Annotated in this window: 12 protein-coding genes and 1 pseudogene; 4 read left to right on the top strand and 9 right to left on the bottom strand. The window is 71.1% G+C overall.

The features are described from left to right. Nucleotides 1-401 precede the first annotated feature (401 nt). The 8 genes and pseudogenes from AMK27_RS03860 to AMK27_RS43380 all read right to left on the bottom strand — a co-directional run. On the bottom strand, nucleotides 402-1598 hold the full coding sequence (locus tag AMK27_RS03860) for an alcohol dehydrogenase catalytic domain-containing protein (protein WP_073902579.1): 1197 nt from the start codon (nucleotides 1596-1598) through the stop codon (nucleotides 402-404). A gap of 77 nt (nucleotides 1599-1675) precedes the next feature. After that, the gene (locus AMK27_RS03855) at nucleotides 1676-2233 is read right to left on the bottom strand and encodes a type 1 glutamine amidotransferase domain-containing protein (RefSeq protein WP_073902578.1); all 558 of its coding nucleotides are present in this window, start codon (nucleotides 2231-2233) and stop codon (nucleotides 1676-1678) included. Between the two features lie 251 nt (nucleotides 2234-2484). Next, nucleotides 2485-2898, bottom strand: a complete 414-nt coding sequence (locus AMK27_RS03850; RefSeq protein ID WP_073902577.1) for a GlcG/HbpS family heme-binding protein — start codon at nucleotides 2896-2898, stop codon at nucleotides 2485-2487. A 394-nt stretch (nucleotides 2899-3292) separates the two neighbouring features. Continuing rightward, nucleotides 3293-3598, bottom strand: a complete 306-nt coding sequence (locus tag AMK27_RS03845; protein WP_073902576.1) for a putative quinol monooxygenase — start codon at nucleotides 3596-3598, stop codon at nucleotides 3293-3295. Between the two features lie 277 nt (nucleotides 3599-3875). Further along, nucleotides 3876-4664, bottom strand: a complete 789-nt coding sequence (locus AMK27_RS03840) for a YqjF family protein (protein ID WP_079188175.1) — start codon at nucleotides 4662-4664, stop codon at nucleotides 3876-3878. A gap of 397 nt (nucleotides 4665-5061) precedes the next feature. Next, nucleotides 5062-7779 (bottom strand): M4 family metallopeptidase, encoded by a 2718-nt coding sequence (locus tag AMK27_RS03835; RefSeq protein ID WP_079188174.1) that lies wholly within the window; start codon nucleotides 7777-7779, stop codon nucleotides 5062-5064. Nucleotides 7780-7912: 133 nt separating this feature from the next. After that, nucleotides 7913-8866, bottom strand: a complete 954-nt coding sequence (locus tag AMK27_RS03830; RefSeq protein WP_079188173.1) for a hypothetical protein — start codon at nucleotides 8864-8866, stop codon at nucleotides 7913-7915. 429 nt (nucleotides 8867-9295) lie between these two features. Continuing rightward, nucleotides 9296-9547 (bottom strand): annotated as a pseudogene (locus AMK27_RS43380) (S8 family serine peptidase); the annotation flags it as partial. Between the two features lie 676 nt (nucleotides 9548-10223). On the opposite strand from AMK27_RS43380, the gene AMK27_RS03820 reads away from it, so the two are divergent. The 4 genes from AMK27_RS03820 (at nucleotide 10224) to AMK27_RS03805 (ending at nucleotide 14159) form a co-directional block, all read left to right on the top strand. Next, the gene (locus tag AMK27_RS03820) at nucleotides 10224-11339 is read left to right on the top strand and encodes an LLM class flavin-dependent oxidoreductase (RefSeq protein ID WP_073902573.1); all 1116 of its coding nucleotides are present in this window, start codon (nucleotides 10224-10226) and stop codon (nucleotides 11337-11339) included. Then, nucleotides 11336-12235, top strand: a complete 900-nt coding sequence (locus AMK27_RS03815) for an ABC transporter permease (RefSeq protein ID WP_073902572.1) — start codon at nucleotides 11336-11338, stop codon at nucleotides 12233-12235. Before AMK27_RS03820 ends, AMK27_RS03815 begins: the two co-directional genes overlap by 4 nt. 87 nt (nucleotides 12236-12322) lie before the next feature. Further along, nucleotides 12323-13366 carry a taurine ABC transporter substrate-binding protein gene (locus tag AMK27_RS03810; RefSeq protein ID WP_073902571.1) on the top strand — a complete coding sequence of 348 codons (1044 nt, stop codon included), beginning with the start codon at nucleotides 12323-12325 and terminating at the stop codon, nucleotides 13364-13366. Beyond that, nucleotides 13353-14159 carry an ABC transporter ATP-binding protein gene (locus AMK27_RS03805; RefSeq protein ID WP_073902570.1) on the top strand — a complete coding sequence of 269 codons (807 nt, stop codon included), beginning with the start codon at nucleotides 13353-13355 and terminating at the stop codon, nucleotides 14157-14159. The genes AMK27_RS03810 and AMK27_RS03805 overlap by 14 nt, the downstream gene beginning before the upstream one ends. A 576-nt stretch (nucleotides 14160-14735) precedes the next feature. Here AMK27_RS03805 and AMK27_RS03800 read toward each other — a convergent pair. Then, the coding region (locus AMK27_RS03800; RefSeq protein ID WP_241847292.1) for an FUSC family protein at nucleotides 14736-16406 on the bottom strand (1671 nt) is incomplete at its 5' end.

Raw genomic sequence — 16406 nt, 5'->3', positions numbered from 1 at the left:
GCCTCAACCGGGGCAGTGGCCTCATGTGGATGCGGTCCCGCCGGGAGTGCCGCGTCCGATTGCACGGGACCTCCGGCGACCGAGGGGAAGCAGAACGAGGCACCCCGAGGTCGAAAAGCCGGAAAGGCTGTAGTACCTGCCACGCCTCCCGGGACCTCTCTCCTGCCACCCGGGAGGCGGTCGGCGATCCGTCCAAAGCCGCGAGGCCGCACCGGTCCCGTAACCACCACGCACCGAGCCGGTCCCAGCCCGCTGACCTGCCCCCCTCAGCCATCGAGGTGTGCGTCTGGGACGGCGCCCCTGCGCCCCCGTCCGTCCTGGCGCCCGACCCGGCCCATCGGCCGGCACGGGCTGGAGATCGTGATGGCGGTCAGCGAGGGCTTCGCCATGGAGATCACGTCTTAGGCGGCGGCAATCAGGCCGTGGGGGTCGATGATGAACTTCTCGGACACGCCCGCGTCGAAAGTCGCGTAGGCGTCGGGGGCGTCGTCGAGGCTGATCACCTTCGTGTTGAGCATGGCGCTCAAGTAGGGCATGCGGTCCCACAGGATCGCCATCATCAGCTCACGGTTGTAGTGCATGATCGGTGCCTGCCCGGCGGCGATCCGTGGCGACTTGATCCAGGCCTTGCCGAAGTCGATCGGATACGTTCCCTCTTGCTCGGCCTTCGACTTCGCGAGCGGGTCGGGGCCGTAGACGCCGATGACTCCGGTAGCTCCACCCGCGCGGGTGGCGTCGATCACCTGGTTGAGGGCGTAGGCCGGATCCATGTCCTCGGCCTCGCGGCCGATGCCGTGCGCCTCGGTGCCGACGTAGTCGACTGCGCAGTCCACCATGGGTTCGCCCAGGATGGCCTCGATCTGGTCGGTGAGCGCTGCGTCCTGGCTCAGATCGATCGTCTCGCAGCCGTTCTTCTTCATCAGGTCCAGGCGGTCCTTGTGGTAGTCGCCGACGATGATGCAAGACGCTCCGAGGAGACGCGCCGCTGCTGCGCCACAGCGGCCGACCGGGCCGGCGCCGGCGAGATAGACGGTCGAGCCCGGCTTGGCACCGGCCTCCATGAGACCGTGGAACGCGGTGGGCAGGATGTCCGAGAGCAGCGCCAGGTCGCGGATCTTCGCCATGGCCTGGTCCCTGTCCGGGAAGCGCAGGAGCTGGAAGTCGGCGTAGGGGACGAACAGGTACTCGGCCTGGCCGCCGGTCCAGTCGCCCAGATTGAAGCCGTACGCTCCGCAGGCCACCTTGGGGTTCGTGGTCTCGCAGACGTCGGTCCGGCGCGCCCTGCAGTTGCGGCATCGGCCGCAGGCGACGTTGAACGGGACGGAGACGAGGTCGCCCTCACTGAGGAACTCGACGTCGGGGCCGAGCTCGATGACCTCGCCGGTCATCTCGTGCCCCATCACCATGCCCTGGGGCACCGGGAAGGACCCGCGGTAGATGTGCAGGTCGCTCCCGCAGATGTTGGTGGCGACGATCCTGAGAATGACTCCGTGCGGGGCCTTCCTCCCGTTCGGCATCTGAAGCTTCGGGAAATCCAGGGACTCGACGCGCATGTCTTTCGGGTTCTGGAAGGTGACGGCGCGGTTGCTGTTCGCCATGACTATGTCCTCTGTTGATCCACGGGGACCCGGCCGTGGGAGTGCGGGTCATTTCGGTGGTTCGGGACTTCTCCCGATCAGGCGGGTTGCACTGCAGCGGCGAAGCGTTCGACGATCGCCTTGCAGAAGGCGGGGAGGTCCTGCGGGCTGCGGCTGGAGATCAGCTGACCGTCGATCACGACCTCTTCGTCGACGACCTCGGCGCCGGCGTTGCGCAGGTCAGTCCGTATGCTGGGCCACGAGGTGAGGCGGCGACCGTGCAGCACGCCGGCCTCCGCCAGTATCCAAGGTCCGTGGCAGATGGTGGCAACGGGCTTCCCGGTCTCCACGAAGTCCCTCACGAAGGCGACGGCGTCGGGGTCGGTGCGCAGCTGGTCGGGATTCATGGTGCCGCCGGGCAGCAGGAGCGCGTCGTAGTCACCCACGTGGGCGTCAGCGACCTTCTTGTCCACGGCAAGGGTTCCGGCCGGGTCGATGTCCATCTGACGCGCGTTGATCTCGCCGGTATGGAGGGAGAGGAGCTCGGCCTGCGCTCCAGCGCCGAGCAGTGCGCCGAGAGGCTCTTCGAGCTCGACGCGCTCGACGCCGTCCGTGGCAAGGATTGCGACCTTCCTGCCGTGCAGTTCGTTGGTCATGGTGCGTGGTTCCTTCCGGTTGTCGGCAGGGGGACCGGTTTCACAGCCGCCGATCGAAGAAGCCGGCAGGCCGCCCCGGAACGTGCCGAGCCCCGCCCGCGACGTCGATGACGGTCTTGTGGCGCGATAACGGGATCAGGCGTGCGCAGCCGGCGGTCCCGGCGTCTCTGTCCATCCCGTGCTTTGCGTATCCGGTTGCGGTGGGCGGCGATGGCGGGGAAAGAGACGGCGAGCACAGGGGGCCGGTCGCGTCAGAAGGCCGTCGCCGCCGCTTCGGCCACGGCCTGGTCCTGCTCACCGCTGCCGCCGCTGACGCCCACGGCGCCGACGATCCGGCCGCCGTGCCGCAGCGGGACACCGCCCGCGAAGATCATGACGCGTCCGTTGTTGGATGCGTTGATCCCGAAGAACTGTCCGCCGGGACCCGCGTTGGCAGCCAGGTCGGCGGTACTGACGTCGAAGGCCCGCGACGTGAAGGCCTTGCTGATGGAGATGTCGACGCTACCGATCCACGCCTCGTCCATCCGGATGTGCGCGACGAGGTTGCCGCCGACGTCGACGACAGCGATGTTGCTCGGCGAGCCGATCTCGTCGGCCTTGGCCTCCCCCGCAGCGACGACTCTCCGGGCGTCCTCCAGGGACACGGACTCCGTCTTGATGGTCATGGCAAGATCCTGGTCCTCTCTGCGACGGGTACACGGTTGTCTGCCCACAGCCTGGTGCGTTCCGCCCCCGCACGCCTCCGCCTACCAAGTCGAACCTCGCGTGCTCCCTTGCGCACTGCGGGCCCACCCTCAAGATCGCCCCCGAGCGCATGTGGCTGCGAAACGGACCCCGACCCCGGGCAGCCGGGCAGGACCCCGGGAGACGAGCTACCGGTCCGCACCCTGCGTGAGCAGTTGTCAAGCGGCCTTCGCACCCGAGGGGAGGTGCCAAGGCCGCAGGCGGCTACGAGTACGGCGGGTTCGAACAGGGAGCACCCTCGACGTCAGGCCGACCCTTCACGCGTCCGGCCGGGAGCAGTCCGCCCCGCGGGGGGCGGACAACGCGGTGCGGCCCTCAGGGGAGTTTGTGGGCGAGGACGTCGAGTTGCTCGACGGAAGGAGGCTGGGCGAACAGTTCACCGGCTCGTTCCGCCAGGGCGCTGCCCAGGCGCCCGGCGAGGTGGGCCTGGCGGGCCTCGTCGTGGGGGAAGGCGTCGAAGATGGCGAAAGTGGACGGGCTCAGACGTACGGCGAACCAGGCGACGGTGCCGGGCTCCTCTTGCACGATGGCAAGGCCCTCCCGGAGAAAGGCGGCGACCTCTTCCTCCTTGCCGGGCTGAGCCTCGACCTGTACGTGCAGCGCGACGTTGATGTCAGCCATGAGGGGACTCCTTTCCGGTGCTCGGCCGCCCAGGAGCGGCTGGGCACTGCCGTGACCGGTCGGCGCCGAACAGGTCTCCCGTACGGCCGCACCGATACCTCACACTACCCCTTTTGTCACTTCTTACGTTCCTTAGGAGCTTTATGCGTAGCTCTTCTCAGACCGTGTCCCTCTGGCGAGGGCGGACCGGATCGGGACCGGCCAGGCACCGGTGAAGCGCTACAACCGGGGCCTGCGTGAAGCTCTCGCAACTCCGGTCGGGGCACGTCGCGGTCGTCTAGCAGATCCCGAACGGACGGCCGAAGCGTACAGACACTCCTTGCGAGTACAGCAGGCTCGCCGGTGAGGACGCGGCCACCGACAGCCCCGTGGCGGCATGCACCAGTTCATCCTCCAGCAGGAGAAGCGCCGCGTCCTTGAAGGACCACGGCTCGTGGTACACCGGCCAGTAGAACGTCCGCCCCCAGGCCCGGGCGTGAAGACCCCATCTGGCGGTCAAGAAGCTCTCCAACGCGTCCGGACTGCGCTGCTCGCCCTCGACCGCAACCCAGAGGCGGGAGCGAGGACGTTGCCGGCCCTTACGTCGAACGGCGTAGAGGATCCTCTCCTCGAAGCGGTCGCAGCGGGCAGACGCCCACCGGTAGGGAAGCCCGAACACTCCGTTCGCGGCGATGACGGGAAGCAGACGGTTGCAGTCCAGGCTCAGGAAGACCACCCCACGCCGGCCGGCGGCATCCACGCTGTAGAGGCGTACGTTGACCTCCTCGAACCGGCCCGCGAAGGGCAGGACGGGACCGCGCGACAGACGGAGGTCCCTCATGCCGAAGAGAACGAGGCCCACGTAGGTCTTCCCGTCGAGTACGTCCGGCCGCGTTCCCGGGGGAAACAGACCGGCCACGGCGTCAGGTGACACCGCCCAGTGGACGAACACCAGGTCGGTCCACCGCTGGCGGAAGACGCTGCCGGACGACGTCGGGGGACGGGCCGCCGGCACCGGTCGCGGCGCGGCGTCACGCTCGTCCCGGGGCGCGGAAGGATCCTCGGAACCGCGGCAGGACGTCGCCATGACCTACTTCTCCTCTCGACCCGAAGACGCGGACGGAACCCGGTGCCGGGTGCGGGCACCTCGTCCCACGCACCAGCGTTCGGCACGCACGGTGCGCCGCCAAGTCGCATCGGTCGTGCATGGAAGTCGCCGTGGTTCCCCTGACCACGTGCCGGGTCCGGCAGGCGGTTCAGGCCGTGACGGCGTAGGACGGGGTGGCCGGTGAGGTACGCGCGGCATCGCCCGCCGGTCGTCCGGCCAGGACACGGGCGACCGGTGGGAGCTCTTCCGCCGTGCCCGATCGGCCGGGCGTCGCCGCGCGACACGAAGGCCTCCGGTGCGGTGAGGCAAGGGCACCTTCACCGCACCGGAGGTCTTCGCCGTGATCAAGACCAGTCGGCGTTCACCACGCTGGTGATCAGGACACCTCAGCCTCGCAGGTGGCGGCGAACGTCGCGCGGGTCACCACGTCCGACGCCGCGGCCGTGGTGTCCACCCAGACGGCGCGCTGTCCGTCACCGAGGGAGGGCGCCATCTGCGTACCGGAGGAGCAGGAGACGCGCTGGTACGCGGCGGTGCCGTTCACGACGTCGGCGGTCGGCGCGACCTTGATCTTCCAGGGGCCGGTCCAGCTGCCGAAGCCGCCCCAGAAGTCGGTCGTCGAGTACGCGAAGTAGTCGTCGGTGACCGAGAACTGGCCGATGTACATGGACGTCGGCGCCTTCAGCTTCTTGGTCCGTGTCAGGTCTGCGACCGGCGCCGTCTCGACCGAGTCGCTGCGGAAGATGAACGCCTGGGTGTTGCGCCAGAAGATCCGGTCCGAGGTGAGCTGGACGTCGGTGATCTGGCCGAACAGGAAGCCCGCCATGCGCTTGGCCTGCGTCTTGCCGGTGGCGATGTCGTAGACCGTCCCGTAGGTTCCGTCGGCGCCGCCGGCCCATGCGATCGTGCCGTGCTTCATGGCCAGACGGGCGGCTCGGGTGCCAGGCTCGGGCGTCACGTTCACCGTGGTTCCGTCGGCCTCGCGGAGCATGACGTCCTGCTCCCCGTCGGCGGTGGTGGAGATGTAGGCCAGGGCTCCGGCCTCGGTGACGGGCTCGGTCTCGTCGGCGCCGGGGGTGTCGACGATCTTCTTGATCTCGCCCTGGCCCTTGTCGGCCGCGCCGTAGATGCCGACGCCGTCGGCGGCGACCCGGGTGAAGACGATCCGGTCCTTGTCGAGTGACGGGTCGAGCAGATAGGCGTCGTCTTGGGCGAGATCGTGGTCGGACTTTCCGTCCTGCTTGCCGAACCGGCCGACGGTTATGCCGAAGGCGGCCGATCCGCGGTCCCAGGCGACGGCGTCGCCGTGGGCGATGGCGTAGACGTCTCCGCTGATCTGAGCGGCCTGTTCGTCGACGCCGCCGTAGACCTCGTAGGCGGGGAGGATGTCGGCGGCGAGGGTGGTGCCGTCGTGTGTGCCGCCCTTGCGCTCCCAGCCCTCCTCGATGCCGTGCGCGTCGAAGGCGGCGGCGATCTTCGCCTGGTCGTCATCGGAGATCTTCAGGGACTTGGCGGCCAACGTGATCGCGGTGCGCATCTCCGTGAAGCCGGACAACGGGGTGAGGTAGTTCTGCGCCGCGCGGTAGACGATCTGGTCGGCGAGCTTGGTGTCGATCGACTTGCGCATGTCCCACAGGGCACCGCCGACGATGGTGGAGTTGTAGTGGACCCCGCCGTTGTCGATGTCCAGCGGAATCGGCTCGTAGTCCTTCTGGGCGTTGCGGCCGTCATTGAGGTCGCGCAGGGCGCATTCGTCCAGCGGCTTGGTGCCGTTGCACAGGTACTCGCCGATCAGCCCGGAGGTGGGGTCGTCCATGGCGACGCCCTTGTCGGCGGTCTCCATGGCGTTGCCGAAGTAGTCGGAGATCGCCTCGTTGAGGGCACCTGACTGGTTGAGGTAGACCAGGCCCGCGCTGTGCTCGGTGACGCCGTGCGTCATCTCGTGGCCGACGACGTCCAGGCCCACGGACAGCGGTACGCCGTTCATGTGGCCGTACACCATCTTGGTCCCGTCCCAGAAGGCGTTGGCGTAGTCCTTGCCGTTGTTGGCGACGTTGACGACGGAGTAGATCGTGCCGCCCTTGCCGTCGACGCCGTCGCGGCCGATCTCGTTCTTGAAGAAGTCGTAGACCTTGGCGGCGTTGAGGTGGGCGTCCACGGCTCCGGAGGTGGTGTTCGCGCCGTCGAACCGGTCGGTTGCGGACCGCACCAGCGGGACGTCGTCGGTGACCGGGCCGCCGGCGACATCGAGGTAGCCCTTGCGCTGGGCGTCGTAGGTGCGGATCTGGCCACCGGTGACGGTGTACATGGCTCGTGTGGAGTCGACGAGTGTGTACGAGCCGTCGGCCGACTCGTCGGCCTCCAGCCGCGTCTCGTGGCCGTCGACGCGGACACCGGTGGCCTGCGCCGGCGCGGCGTCGGCGGCGTCGATGTTGTTGTAGGAGAGGGCGAGGCCGCCGACGCGGGCGTCGATGTACCCCTCCTGACGGACCGGGCTCCCGTCCTTCTTGACGCCCGTGACGGTGAAGTGCCAGGCCAGTCGGCCGCCTCGGGCGTCGGGCAGCACGGTCAGGCCCCGTGCGGCGGTCCTGGTGCCCTCGACACCGCGGAGGCTCGCGTCGAGCAGGAACAGGCGGCGCTGGGCGGTGTCCTGGTCGACCTGGGGGGTGGTGGGGACAGTGAGGCCGGTGTAAAGGGTGCCGGTCGCGGAGGTGATCCGACTGCCGTCGTCGGCCGGCTGTGTCTGCACCGCGTACTCGGCGCCGAACACCGGCACCCCGTGGTGCTCTTGGCGGAACCGGACGGTGGATTGGTCTCCGTCCTCGGTGATGCGGACGGTCTTCAGATCGGAGACGGGCACCTTGTAGGTGTCCTCGTGGTCCGCGATGTGGGCGCGGGCGGCCTGGGCGGGCGTTCCGCTCCGGACCCTGTCGTCCAGGCCTTGGGTCATCAGCGGTGCCACCGGGACCGGCGTGCCGGTCGTCGCGATGGTTCCGGGCACCTCGTCGGCGGCCCGGGCGGGCCCCGTCAGCAGCGCGGAACCGGTGGCGGCGGCCACCACTGACGCAGCCAGGACCCGGCGTATCGGTCTCATTGCCACAACGTCCTCCCCAACACATGCAGAAACGTGGAGCTCTGGAGTTCCACGTGATCGGTGGGTCGATGGTTCGCCACGCGAGGTGCCGGCTACAAGGCATCACTGGTGGCGCAAAGTGGCCCAGGCGTACTTACGTCTCCGCGGAGCGCTCATCGAGCCAACCGGCCGCCGCGGCGTACCCGCCGAGCTGGAACCGCGTGGCCGCGTTCGCCCGTGCCATCAGAGCCCGGATCCTGCGCTGCACGGTGCGGTGTCCGAGGCCCAGTTGGCGGGCTATGGTCACGTCGGTGAGGCCGACGTGGAGCAGCGCGAGAATGTCGACGTCGACTTTGTCGAGGAGCGCGTCCGCACGGTGCACCTCTGCCAGGCCCATCCGTAGTGGAGTGGCCTGGGCATAGCACTGGTCGAAGAGGGACTGGAGCGCGGTGAGCAGGCCGCTGCGGTGCACGACGAGCGCAATCGGTTCGGTTTCCTCGCGGTCGGGGTCGAGCGGCAGCATCGCCGTACGCCGGTCCGCGATGATCATCTTGATCGGCACCCGGTCGGTGACGGTGACACTCTGCCCCTGTTCTGCGAGCAGGCCGACGGCTGCGGCGGTCTCCGGCCGGTCGAACCAGCCTCGCTCCAGGACCGAGCGCAGCAGCACGCCGCGTGCCATGGAGTCGCGCTCGACCTCGTCGAGGCCCTCCTCTGCGGAGAGCGCGACGGGCGCCGTGCGGGTGGGAATCAGTGAGCAGACCTCGTGCTGCGCCTCCCGCCCCATCGCGAGCAGTCGGCGCCGGATCGCGGCGGCGCCCGACAGCACCTCGACGGGAGCGCCGGAGGCGCGGGCCTGGGCCACCCGGTGCCGTTCGGACAGCTCGGCGACCAGGTCCTCGACCTGGTGGAGGGTGCCGCGGCGGGCGTCGACGAGCGGGCCGAGAGCGAGGAGCGGGGAGGCCGCGCGGTAGCGCGGTCCGGTCGGCCCGATGCGGGCGCTGGCGAGGCCCCGTTCCACGAGCATGTCGAGCGCGCGGACGACCTCGTGCGGAGTCAGCGGCCCGGCGAAAGCCGCGGGCTCGCTGTCCGGCCGGTCGACGAGCAATCGGTAGACGGCGTCTTCCTCGGGGCAGAGACCGAGCAGCGCGAGCAGGGAGACGTCCGCCAGGCCCGAGGAGGTGTGTCCCCGCCTGGACGGACGCGGTTCGTCGTTCAGCTTTCAGGCCTTCCGTCAGCAGGCGGGCGAAGAGATGGCGCGGCCTGCCGTCGTCGCGTGGGGCGGTGCAACCGGGCCGACGACCACGAAGCCGTCGGCACGAGGCCGCGAGCCGTCGGGCCGGGGCCGGAGCCGGCGCTGGGGCCGGGGCGGTAGGGCCGACCGGTGCGGCGGGATCGGCGCCGTGCGCGGGGGCACAGTCTGTCCCTGCGCTTTCTGCGTGGTGGAGGGGCGTTCTCCCGCGGACGACAGGGCTCGCCGAGCGGGCTCCCGCGAGGTGCGAAGACGGTTCGCGGGAGCCCCGGGCCCTCAGGAGGTGATCCCCCATTCGGATCCGAAGCCGCTGTCCGAAAGGACCTTTCCCACCAGCAGTTCGGCGCCGGGAGCGACCCCCTTGTCGACCCCGCCCGAGGCCGCGCCGGAACCGAGGACGGTGGAGGCGACATGGGTGCCGCGCCCGTGCCGGTCGGTCACCTCTTCATCCGGGAGGAAACTCTTCGTGCCGACGATCCGGTCCTTGACGTCCGGATGCGTCGCATCGATTCCGCTGTCCAGGACGGCGACCGTGGTGATGGCGTCCCAGAAGACGCGGGCCCGGCCCTTGTCCGTCCTGAGGGCCGTCGCCGTGGAGAGAGGGAGCAGCAGCCCGCCGCCCATAGCGACGGCGAGAGCGGTCGCCGTCAGCGCCGACCGGCGTCTGGGTATCGGTGTCATGGCGATGATCCAAACGGGAATCCACTCCTCCGGTAAGTGCTGGAGCGGGCGGCAAGCCGCCATGGCGTCAAACCGCCACGCACGGACGGCCTGCCGGCGACCGCGCCCCTGCCCACCCGTCGAGGCGCCGGTCCGGACCGAGGCCCACACCCCGCGCGACCGCCGCAGGGAGCTCTATTGCCGTGGCAATGGATCTCGGTATGCGGAACGTCATGGTCCATCACTCGGACGATGCTTGCACGCTCCGGAGCCGTCCCGACAGGATGCGGCCATGGCCCCCGTACTCGTATCGCGTCGTCACGTAGATCTGCTGCGTGTGTCGACCATGCTGTGTCGGGCCGATTCCTCGCGTGCGCACGGCTGTTGATCCGCGGGTCCGCTGAGGACCACGCGCCCCGCCGCTCCTGATCCCACACGGAACAACCGCGCACCCCTTCGCTCGCCCTCCCGCCTTCCCCTCTGCTCGCGTATACGTGGCGCCTCCCCCTCGGTGGTGGCGCGTGCCGTGCTGCTGCTTCGACGAGGTCTCCTCATGCCCGACAACCCCCTCCTGCTCCACTGGTTCCTGCCTACCGGCGGGGACGGCCGCGATCCCGGCGGTGTCACAGCCGTCCAGGGCCGTACCGGATCCGCCACCCGGCGGTCCGCGGACATCCCGTACCTGGCCCAGGTGGCCCGAGCCGCCGAGCAGGCCGGGTTCCACTCTCTGCTCACGCCCGTGGGGCTGGGTTGCGCGGACCCCTGGATCCTCACCGCCGCGCTCGCGCAGCACACCACCCGGATCGGGTTCCTGGTGGCGTTCCGCGCAGGATTCGCCAGTCCGACCCTGCTGGCGCAGCAGGCAGACGCGTTCCGCCGGTTCGCGGGAGGCAGACTCGCGCTCAACGTGGTGACCGGGGGCGATCCCGCCGAACAGCGGGCGTACGGCGACTGGTTGGAGCACGACGCACGGTACGCCCGGACCGAGGAGGTGATGACGGTCCTGCGCGACCTGCTGGACGGCAAGACGGTCGACCACCACGGCGCCCACGTGCGGATCGCGGGCGCCCGGATCACCGACCCGGACCTGCGCCATCCCGTGCCCCTGTACTTCGGTGGGGCCTCTCCCGCCGCCGAGGAGGTGGCCGCGCGGCAGGCCGACGTACAACTGCTGTGGGGCGAGCCGCCCGCGGCCGTCGCCGCACGCATCACCCGGCTGCGGGAGCGGTCCCGGGCGGCTGGCCGCACCGTCCGGCTCGGGCTGCGGCTGCACGTCATCAGCCGGGACACCGCCGCCGAGGCCTGGTCCGAGGCGGACCGGATCCTCGCCGGATTCGACCAGGAGGCCGTACGGGCGAGCCAGGAGCGTTTCGCCGGCATGGACTCCACCGGACAGGCCCGGATGACCGCGCTGCACGGCGGGGTCGTGGACGCCGCCCGCCTCACGGTGGCGCCGAATCTGTGGGCCGGCATCGGCCTGGTCCGCGAGGGCGCCGGGACCGCGCTGGTCGGCTCGCACGACGAGGTGGCCGGACGGCTCGCCGAGTACCGCGCCCTGGGCATCGACGAGTTCGTCCTCTCCGGCTACCCGCACCTCGAAGAGGCGTACCGGGTCGGCGAGGAAGTGGCCCCGCGGCTGCGCGCCCTGACCGGGGCGGATGCCCCGTGAGCGCTCCCGCGACGACGACGGCGGCGTCCGGGCCGGACCGGCTGCCGCAACCCGCCCCCGAATCGTCGGGTACCGGAGCCGGGGCCGACTCCTCCCGGCGGGACCGCCTGCGTGAAGCCGTCCGGTGGGGCGGGCTGCGGCTCGTCGCCCTCGCCGTGCTCCTCGGCGCCTGGCAGGCGGTGGTCTCCGCCGAGGTGTGGCCGCGGGTCCTCGTTCCCTCGCCCGGCGATGTGTGGCGGCAGTTCGTCCTCGCCTCCACGGTGCACGACGGAGTGCGCGGCTACGGCGGCCATCTGCTGATCGAGCACCTGGGCGTCAGCCTGGGCAGGATCGGCACCGGCTCCGCGTACGCCGTGCTGGCCGGGGTGCCACTGGGGCTGCTGATCGGTACGGTCCGGCCGCTGGCCGTCGTGCTGGAGCCCGCGGTCACGTTCCTGAGGACGCTGCCGCCGCTGGCGTACCTCTCGCTGCTCGTCATCTGGTTCGGCATCGACGAGGCCCCGAAGATCTGGCTGCTGGTCATCGCGGCCCTGCCACCGATCGCCGCGGCCACCGCGGCGGCCGTGCGCACGGTACCAGGACAGCTCGTCGAGGCCGCCCGGGCGCTGGGATCGGGGCCGACGGCGCTGCTGCTGTCCGTGCGACTGCCCTCCGCGCTGCCCGAGATCCTCACCGGCGTCCGCATCGCCGTCGGTGTCGCCTACACCTCCGTGGTCGCGGCGGAGACCATCAACGGTGTGCCCGGCATCGGCGGCATGATCCGCGATGCGCAGCGCTACAACCAGACCGCGCTGGTGATCGCGGGCATTCTCGCCATCGGCCTGTCCGGGATCGTGCTGGACGCGCTGTTGCGGCTCGTCGAGCGGATCGCCGTGCCATGGCGGGGCCGCGCCTGATTCCCGCCGCTTCCTCCCGTTCCCTTCCGCCCTCGTGCCCTTCTTCCCGCGTTCCCACGTCGTCCGACCTCAGACCGGAGATCGTCCATGCCCGCACGTCTGTCCCGCCGCACCCTCCTGCTCACCGCGGCCGTCGCCCTGACGGCCTCCGTCACCACCGCCTGCGCAGGTGGCGGCGACGCGGCCGACGGATCCTCGGGGCGGACCACCGTACGGATCGCCTACCAGGCGATACCCAACGCCGACCTGGTGGTGAAGAACCAGCGGCTGCTGGAGCAGGCCCTTCCCGAAGTCGAGGTGAAGTGGGTGAAGTTCGAGTCCGGTGGCGACGTCAACACAGCCGTCATCGCCGGGGCGGTCGACCTGGGTCTGGCCGGGTCGAGCCCCGTCACCAAGGGGCTCTCCGCTCCGCTGAACATCCCGTACAAGGTGGTATGGATCCATGACCTGATCGGGGACAACGAGGCGCTCGTCGCCAAGCCCGGGATCGGTTCGGTGAAGGACCTGGTGGGCAAGAAGGTCGCCGCTCCCTTCGGGTCGACGGCCCACTATTCACTGCTCGCCGCGCTGACGACGGCCGGTGTCGACCCGTCGTCCGTGCAGACCATCGACCTCCAGCCGCAGGACGCGCTCGCCGCCTGGAAGCGCGGGGACATCGACGCCGCCTACGTGTGGACGCCGACGCTGAGCGAACTGACCAAGGACGGCAATGTACTCGTGACCAGCCGTGAACTGGCCGAGCAGGGAAAGCCCACGGCCGACCTGGGCGTGGTGACGAACGCGTTCGCGGCCAAGCACCCTGACGTGGTCACGGCCTGGATCAAGGCGCAGGACACAGCCGTCGCACAGGCGCGTACCGCACCGGACCGGGCCGCGAAGTCCATCGGGGCGGAGCTCGGGCTGCCGACCGAGGAGGCGAAGCGGCAGTTGTCCGAACTGGTGCTGCTCAGCGCGAAGGAGCAGACCGGACCCGACTACCTGGGCACTCCGGGCGCCCCCGGCAGGCTCGCGGCGAACCTGCACGACGCCGCCGTGTTCCTGAAGGGGCAGAAGGCCGTCGACTCAGTGCCGGACGAAGCGGCCTTCGGGCGGGCGCTCGCGGTGGAGGAGCTCGGCCGTGCCGCGAACTGACGCGCCGGACACGCGGACCGCGATCGTCGAGCTGGCGGGGGTGTCGGTCCGGTACGGCTCGGCGAAGGCGCCGGTGGCGGCGCTCGACGGCGTGGACGTACGCATCCACGCCGGCGAGTTCGTCGTCCTGGTCGGGCCCTCCGGCTGCGGCAAGACGAGCCTGCTGCGGGTGGTGGCGGGCTTCGAGCGGCCCGCCGCGGGCCGAGCCCGGGTCCGGGGCGCGCTACCCCGGCCGGGCAGGGGAGCCGCGGTGGTGTTCCAGCAGCCGCGGCTGTTCCCTTGGCGCACGGTGGGCGGGAACCTCGCCTTCGCGCTGGCCCGGCTGGGCGTGCCGCGATCCGACCGGCCCGGCCGGATCGCCGACCTTCTGGAGCGGGTGGGACTGCCCGGGATGGCGGGCCGGCGCACGTGGGAGCTGTCGGGCGGTCAGCAGCAGCGGGTGGCGCTGGCCAGGGCACTGGCCGCGGAGCCCGAACTCCTGCTCATGGACGAGCCGTTCGCCGCGCTCGACGCTCTGACGCGGGAGCGGCTCCAGGAGGAGGTGCGGGCCCTGGCCGGGCGGCTCGGCACGACGGTGCTGTTCGTGACGCACTCGGCGGAGGAGGCGGTGCTGCTGGGCTCCCGGGTGCTGGTCATGGCCGCGGGGCCCGGCCGGGTGGTGGCGGAGCTGCCGGTGCACCTGGCGAGGGGGCCCGGCACGGACGTGTCCGCGCTGCGGGCCTCACCCGAGTTCGCACAGCTGCGCGGCCGGCTCGCCGGGATCATGCGCGGCGGAGCCGTTCCCGGCCCCTGACGGCTGATCGCGACACCGGCGGAGGTGCGTGCGGCCCCGTCGTGGGCTGCCCGCGTGCCACGGGAACGTGAGCTGCGTGAACAAGCTGTGGCATACCGCCACGGCAGGTCCGAACCGTGGGGGCGGCGGAGAGCGGCCGTTCCGTTCCTGGGCAACCGCCGCACACGGAAGCAGGGACGGAGCCGCGCCACCGGCATCAGCCCCCTCGGCCGTTCCCATCGCGCCGGCCGTCTCCGGGTGCCGCGGCACCCGGAGACGGCCGCCGGATCCTTGCCCCCGCAGCCGTTCCCTCCCCCTCCGGTCACGAGGCCCCTGATGCCCGGTGGTGCGGAACAACCCGGTGAAGTCCGCCGCTCCGCCCCGGCTCTCCCCGGCCGCCGGCAGGATCTGCACCGTCTCCGTGACCGGGCCGACGGGCAGCGCCGGGCTCAACGCGTTCGCCCAGCACCACTCCGTCGTCGATCCGGCCGACGGCGCCCAGCTCACCGGCTCCTCCCTGGGCATCGGCCCGCCGAGGGCCGGGAGGCACTTCCCGTATCAGGAGGCGCGGTACTCCCCTCCCCTTCGCCTGAGCCGTCACGCGCCCCGTTGGGCGAGTCCTGCTCCGTCGCCTTCCTCCATCGCGGCCGCCCGCACCCGCCGCTCCTCGCGAGCAGAGCCGATGTCCCGTTCCAGGGGTGTACGGCTCACGGCCGTAGCGAGGTCCTCCAAGGCCCGCTTCTGCAGTTCCGCACCGCGCCGCATCACGGAGTTCCGGTCCGTAGCGGCGACCGGCCACTCGTGGAGCGCCTCCTCCACGCGCTCCCACTCCGGATTCCTGTGCTCGCGCACATCGACCGCCGCCTGCGCGGTGTCCGCCTCCAGTGCCTCGGCGAACCGCTCCGCCTCCGGGGCCGACGGGCTGCCGGCCCGCGGCACAACGCTCTCCATGAGGATCGCCGCTCTGTCGAACCCTTTGAGCGCCTCCTGCGCCTCCTCCGCCTCGCGTGATGTCAGACCCCTCGCGGGGATCGGTTCCTGTCTTGCCTGGTCGTACGCCTCCTGCCAGGCGGCACGTGCTTCCCTGCTCGCCAGTTGGGCCCTGCGCATGTCGGCGCGACGCTCCCTGGTCGGTTCCGCCCGGCTGCGGAGCACCGCGGCCGCGTAGCGGCCGTTCGCGGCGAGCCAGTCCGCGAGCCTTCCCGGCAGCCGGGGCGTCTCCCACGCGGGAAACACCGCGTACGCCAGCATGGCCAGGGCCCCGCCCAGCAGAGTGAGCACCACCCGCTCCGGGACCGTCTGCTCCCATGCCTGGCCGCCCATGGCGAGCAGGAACACGACGTACGTGGCGGTGAAGCACTGGGAATAGGCGTAGCCGGTACGGATCAGCGTGTAGGACAGGCCTGCCGAGACCACTGCCAGCACGCCGAACAGCTGGGCGTCCGGTCCCAGGGCCCGCGCCATCCCGGTGGCGAGTGCGACCCCCGCCAGGGTCCCGGCGAGACGGGCGACCGCACGCGCGTACGTCTGGTGGAAGTCCGGCCGCATCACCATGACCGCGGCGATGGGCGCCCAGTAGCCGTGGCCCAGGGGCAGCGGGGCGGCGATGAGACAGCCGAGCACGGATGCCGCCGCCAGGCGGACCGCGTGCCGGAACACGGGCGAGTCCCGGCGGAGCTCCCGGTGAACCGCCCGCACGACCACCGGGACCAGACGCAGCATCGTCGGGCGCACCAGTAACGGGGCGCTCGCAGGGCCGTCCGAGGTGGGTGTCCTCCCACGTGTGCTGCCGCTCCCGGCGATCTCGAGCGCCTCGCCGAGCAGTTTCACGAGCCGCTCGGCGGCCTGCCGCGCGGGGCCCTCCAGCACCTCGTGCTCCTCGTCCACGCGCAGGACGTCGGCGCTCGCGGGCGGCACCTCCGCTGGAGTGCCACGGCGGATCGAACGGGCTGCCGCGTCCAACACGTCGGCGGCCGCGCCGAGCAACTCCCGCGCGCGGTCCCGCCCCGCTCCCTCCGCGGGGGCGCCGACGTCCGGGTCCGCGAGTGCGGTGACGGCCGGGAGAATGCGCTCGGCCAGTCCCCGCGGGCCGTGGAGGACGGTGGGACGGGTGCGGGCCTGTGACGGCGTCACGGCGGCCGCGTCCCGGGCCGTCATCAACGGCTCCGGGTCGAACGCAGCGGTCGGGTCGTGCCGCAGCCGACGGGCGTAGTCCGCTACGGCGGCCAGGGCATCGGCCAGGGCGTCACGATGCGCCCCCCATCGACG

This window comes from Streptomyces sp. CB02009 (assembly GCF_001905825.1).
In the GTDB taxonomy this organism is placed as follows: Bacteria; Actinomycetota; Actinomycetes; order Streptomycetales; family Streptomycetaceae; genus Streptomyces.
This window is presented reverse-complemented; position numbering and strand designations above follow the sequence as displayed.

Excerpts from the sequence above, each read along its gene's own strand:
- AMK27_RS03860 (WP_073902579.1), bottom strand. The coding sequence starts at position 1,598 with ATGGCGAACAGCAACCGCGCCGTCACCTTCCAGAACCCGAAAGACATG.
- AMK27_RS03855 (WP_073902578.1), bottom strand. The coding sequence starts at position 2,233 with ATGACCAACGAACTGCACGGCAGGAAGGTCGCAATCCTTGCCACGGAC.
- AMK27_RS03850 (WP_073902577.1), bottom strand. The coding sequence starts at position 2,898 with ATGACCATCAAGACGGAGTCCGTGTCCCTGGAGGACGCCCGGAGAGTC.
- AMK27_RS03845 (WP_073902576.1), bottom strand. The coding sequence starts at position 3,598 with ATGGCTGACATCAACGTCGCGCTGCACGTACAGGTCGAGGCTCAGCCC.
- AMK27_RS03840 (WP_079188175.1), bottom strand. The coding sequence starts at position 4,664 with ATGGCGACGTCCTGCCGCGGTTCCGAGGATCCTTCCGCGCCCCGGGAC.
- AMK27_RS03835 (WP_079188174.1), bottom strand. The coding sequence starts at position 7,779 with ATGAGACCGATACGCCGGGTCCTGGCTGCGTCAGTGGTGGCCGCCGCC.
- AMK27_RS03820 (WP_073902573.1), top strand. The coding sequence starts at position 10,224 with ATGCCCGACAACCCCCTCCTGCTCCACTGGTTCCTGCCTACCGGCGGG.
- AMK27_RS03810 (WP_073902571.1), top strand. The coding sequence starts at position 12,323 with ATGCCCGCACGTCTGTCCCGCCGCACCCTCCTGCTCACCGCGGCCGTC.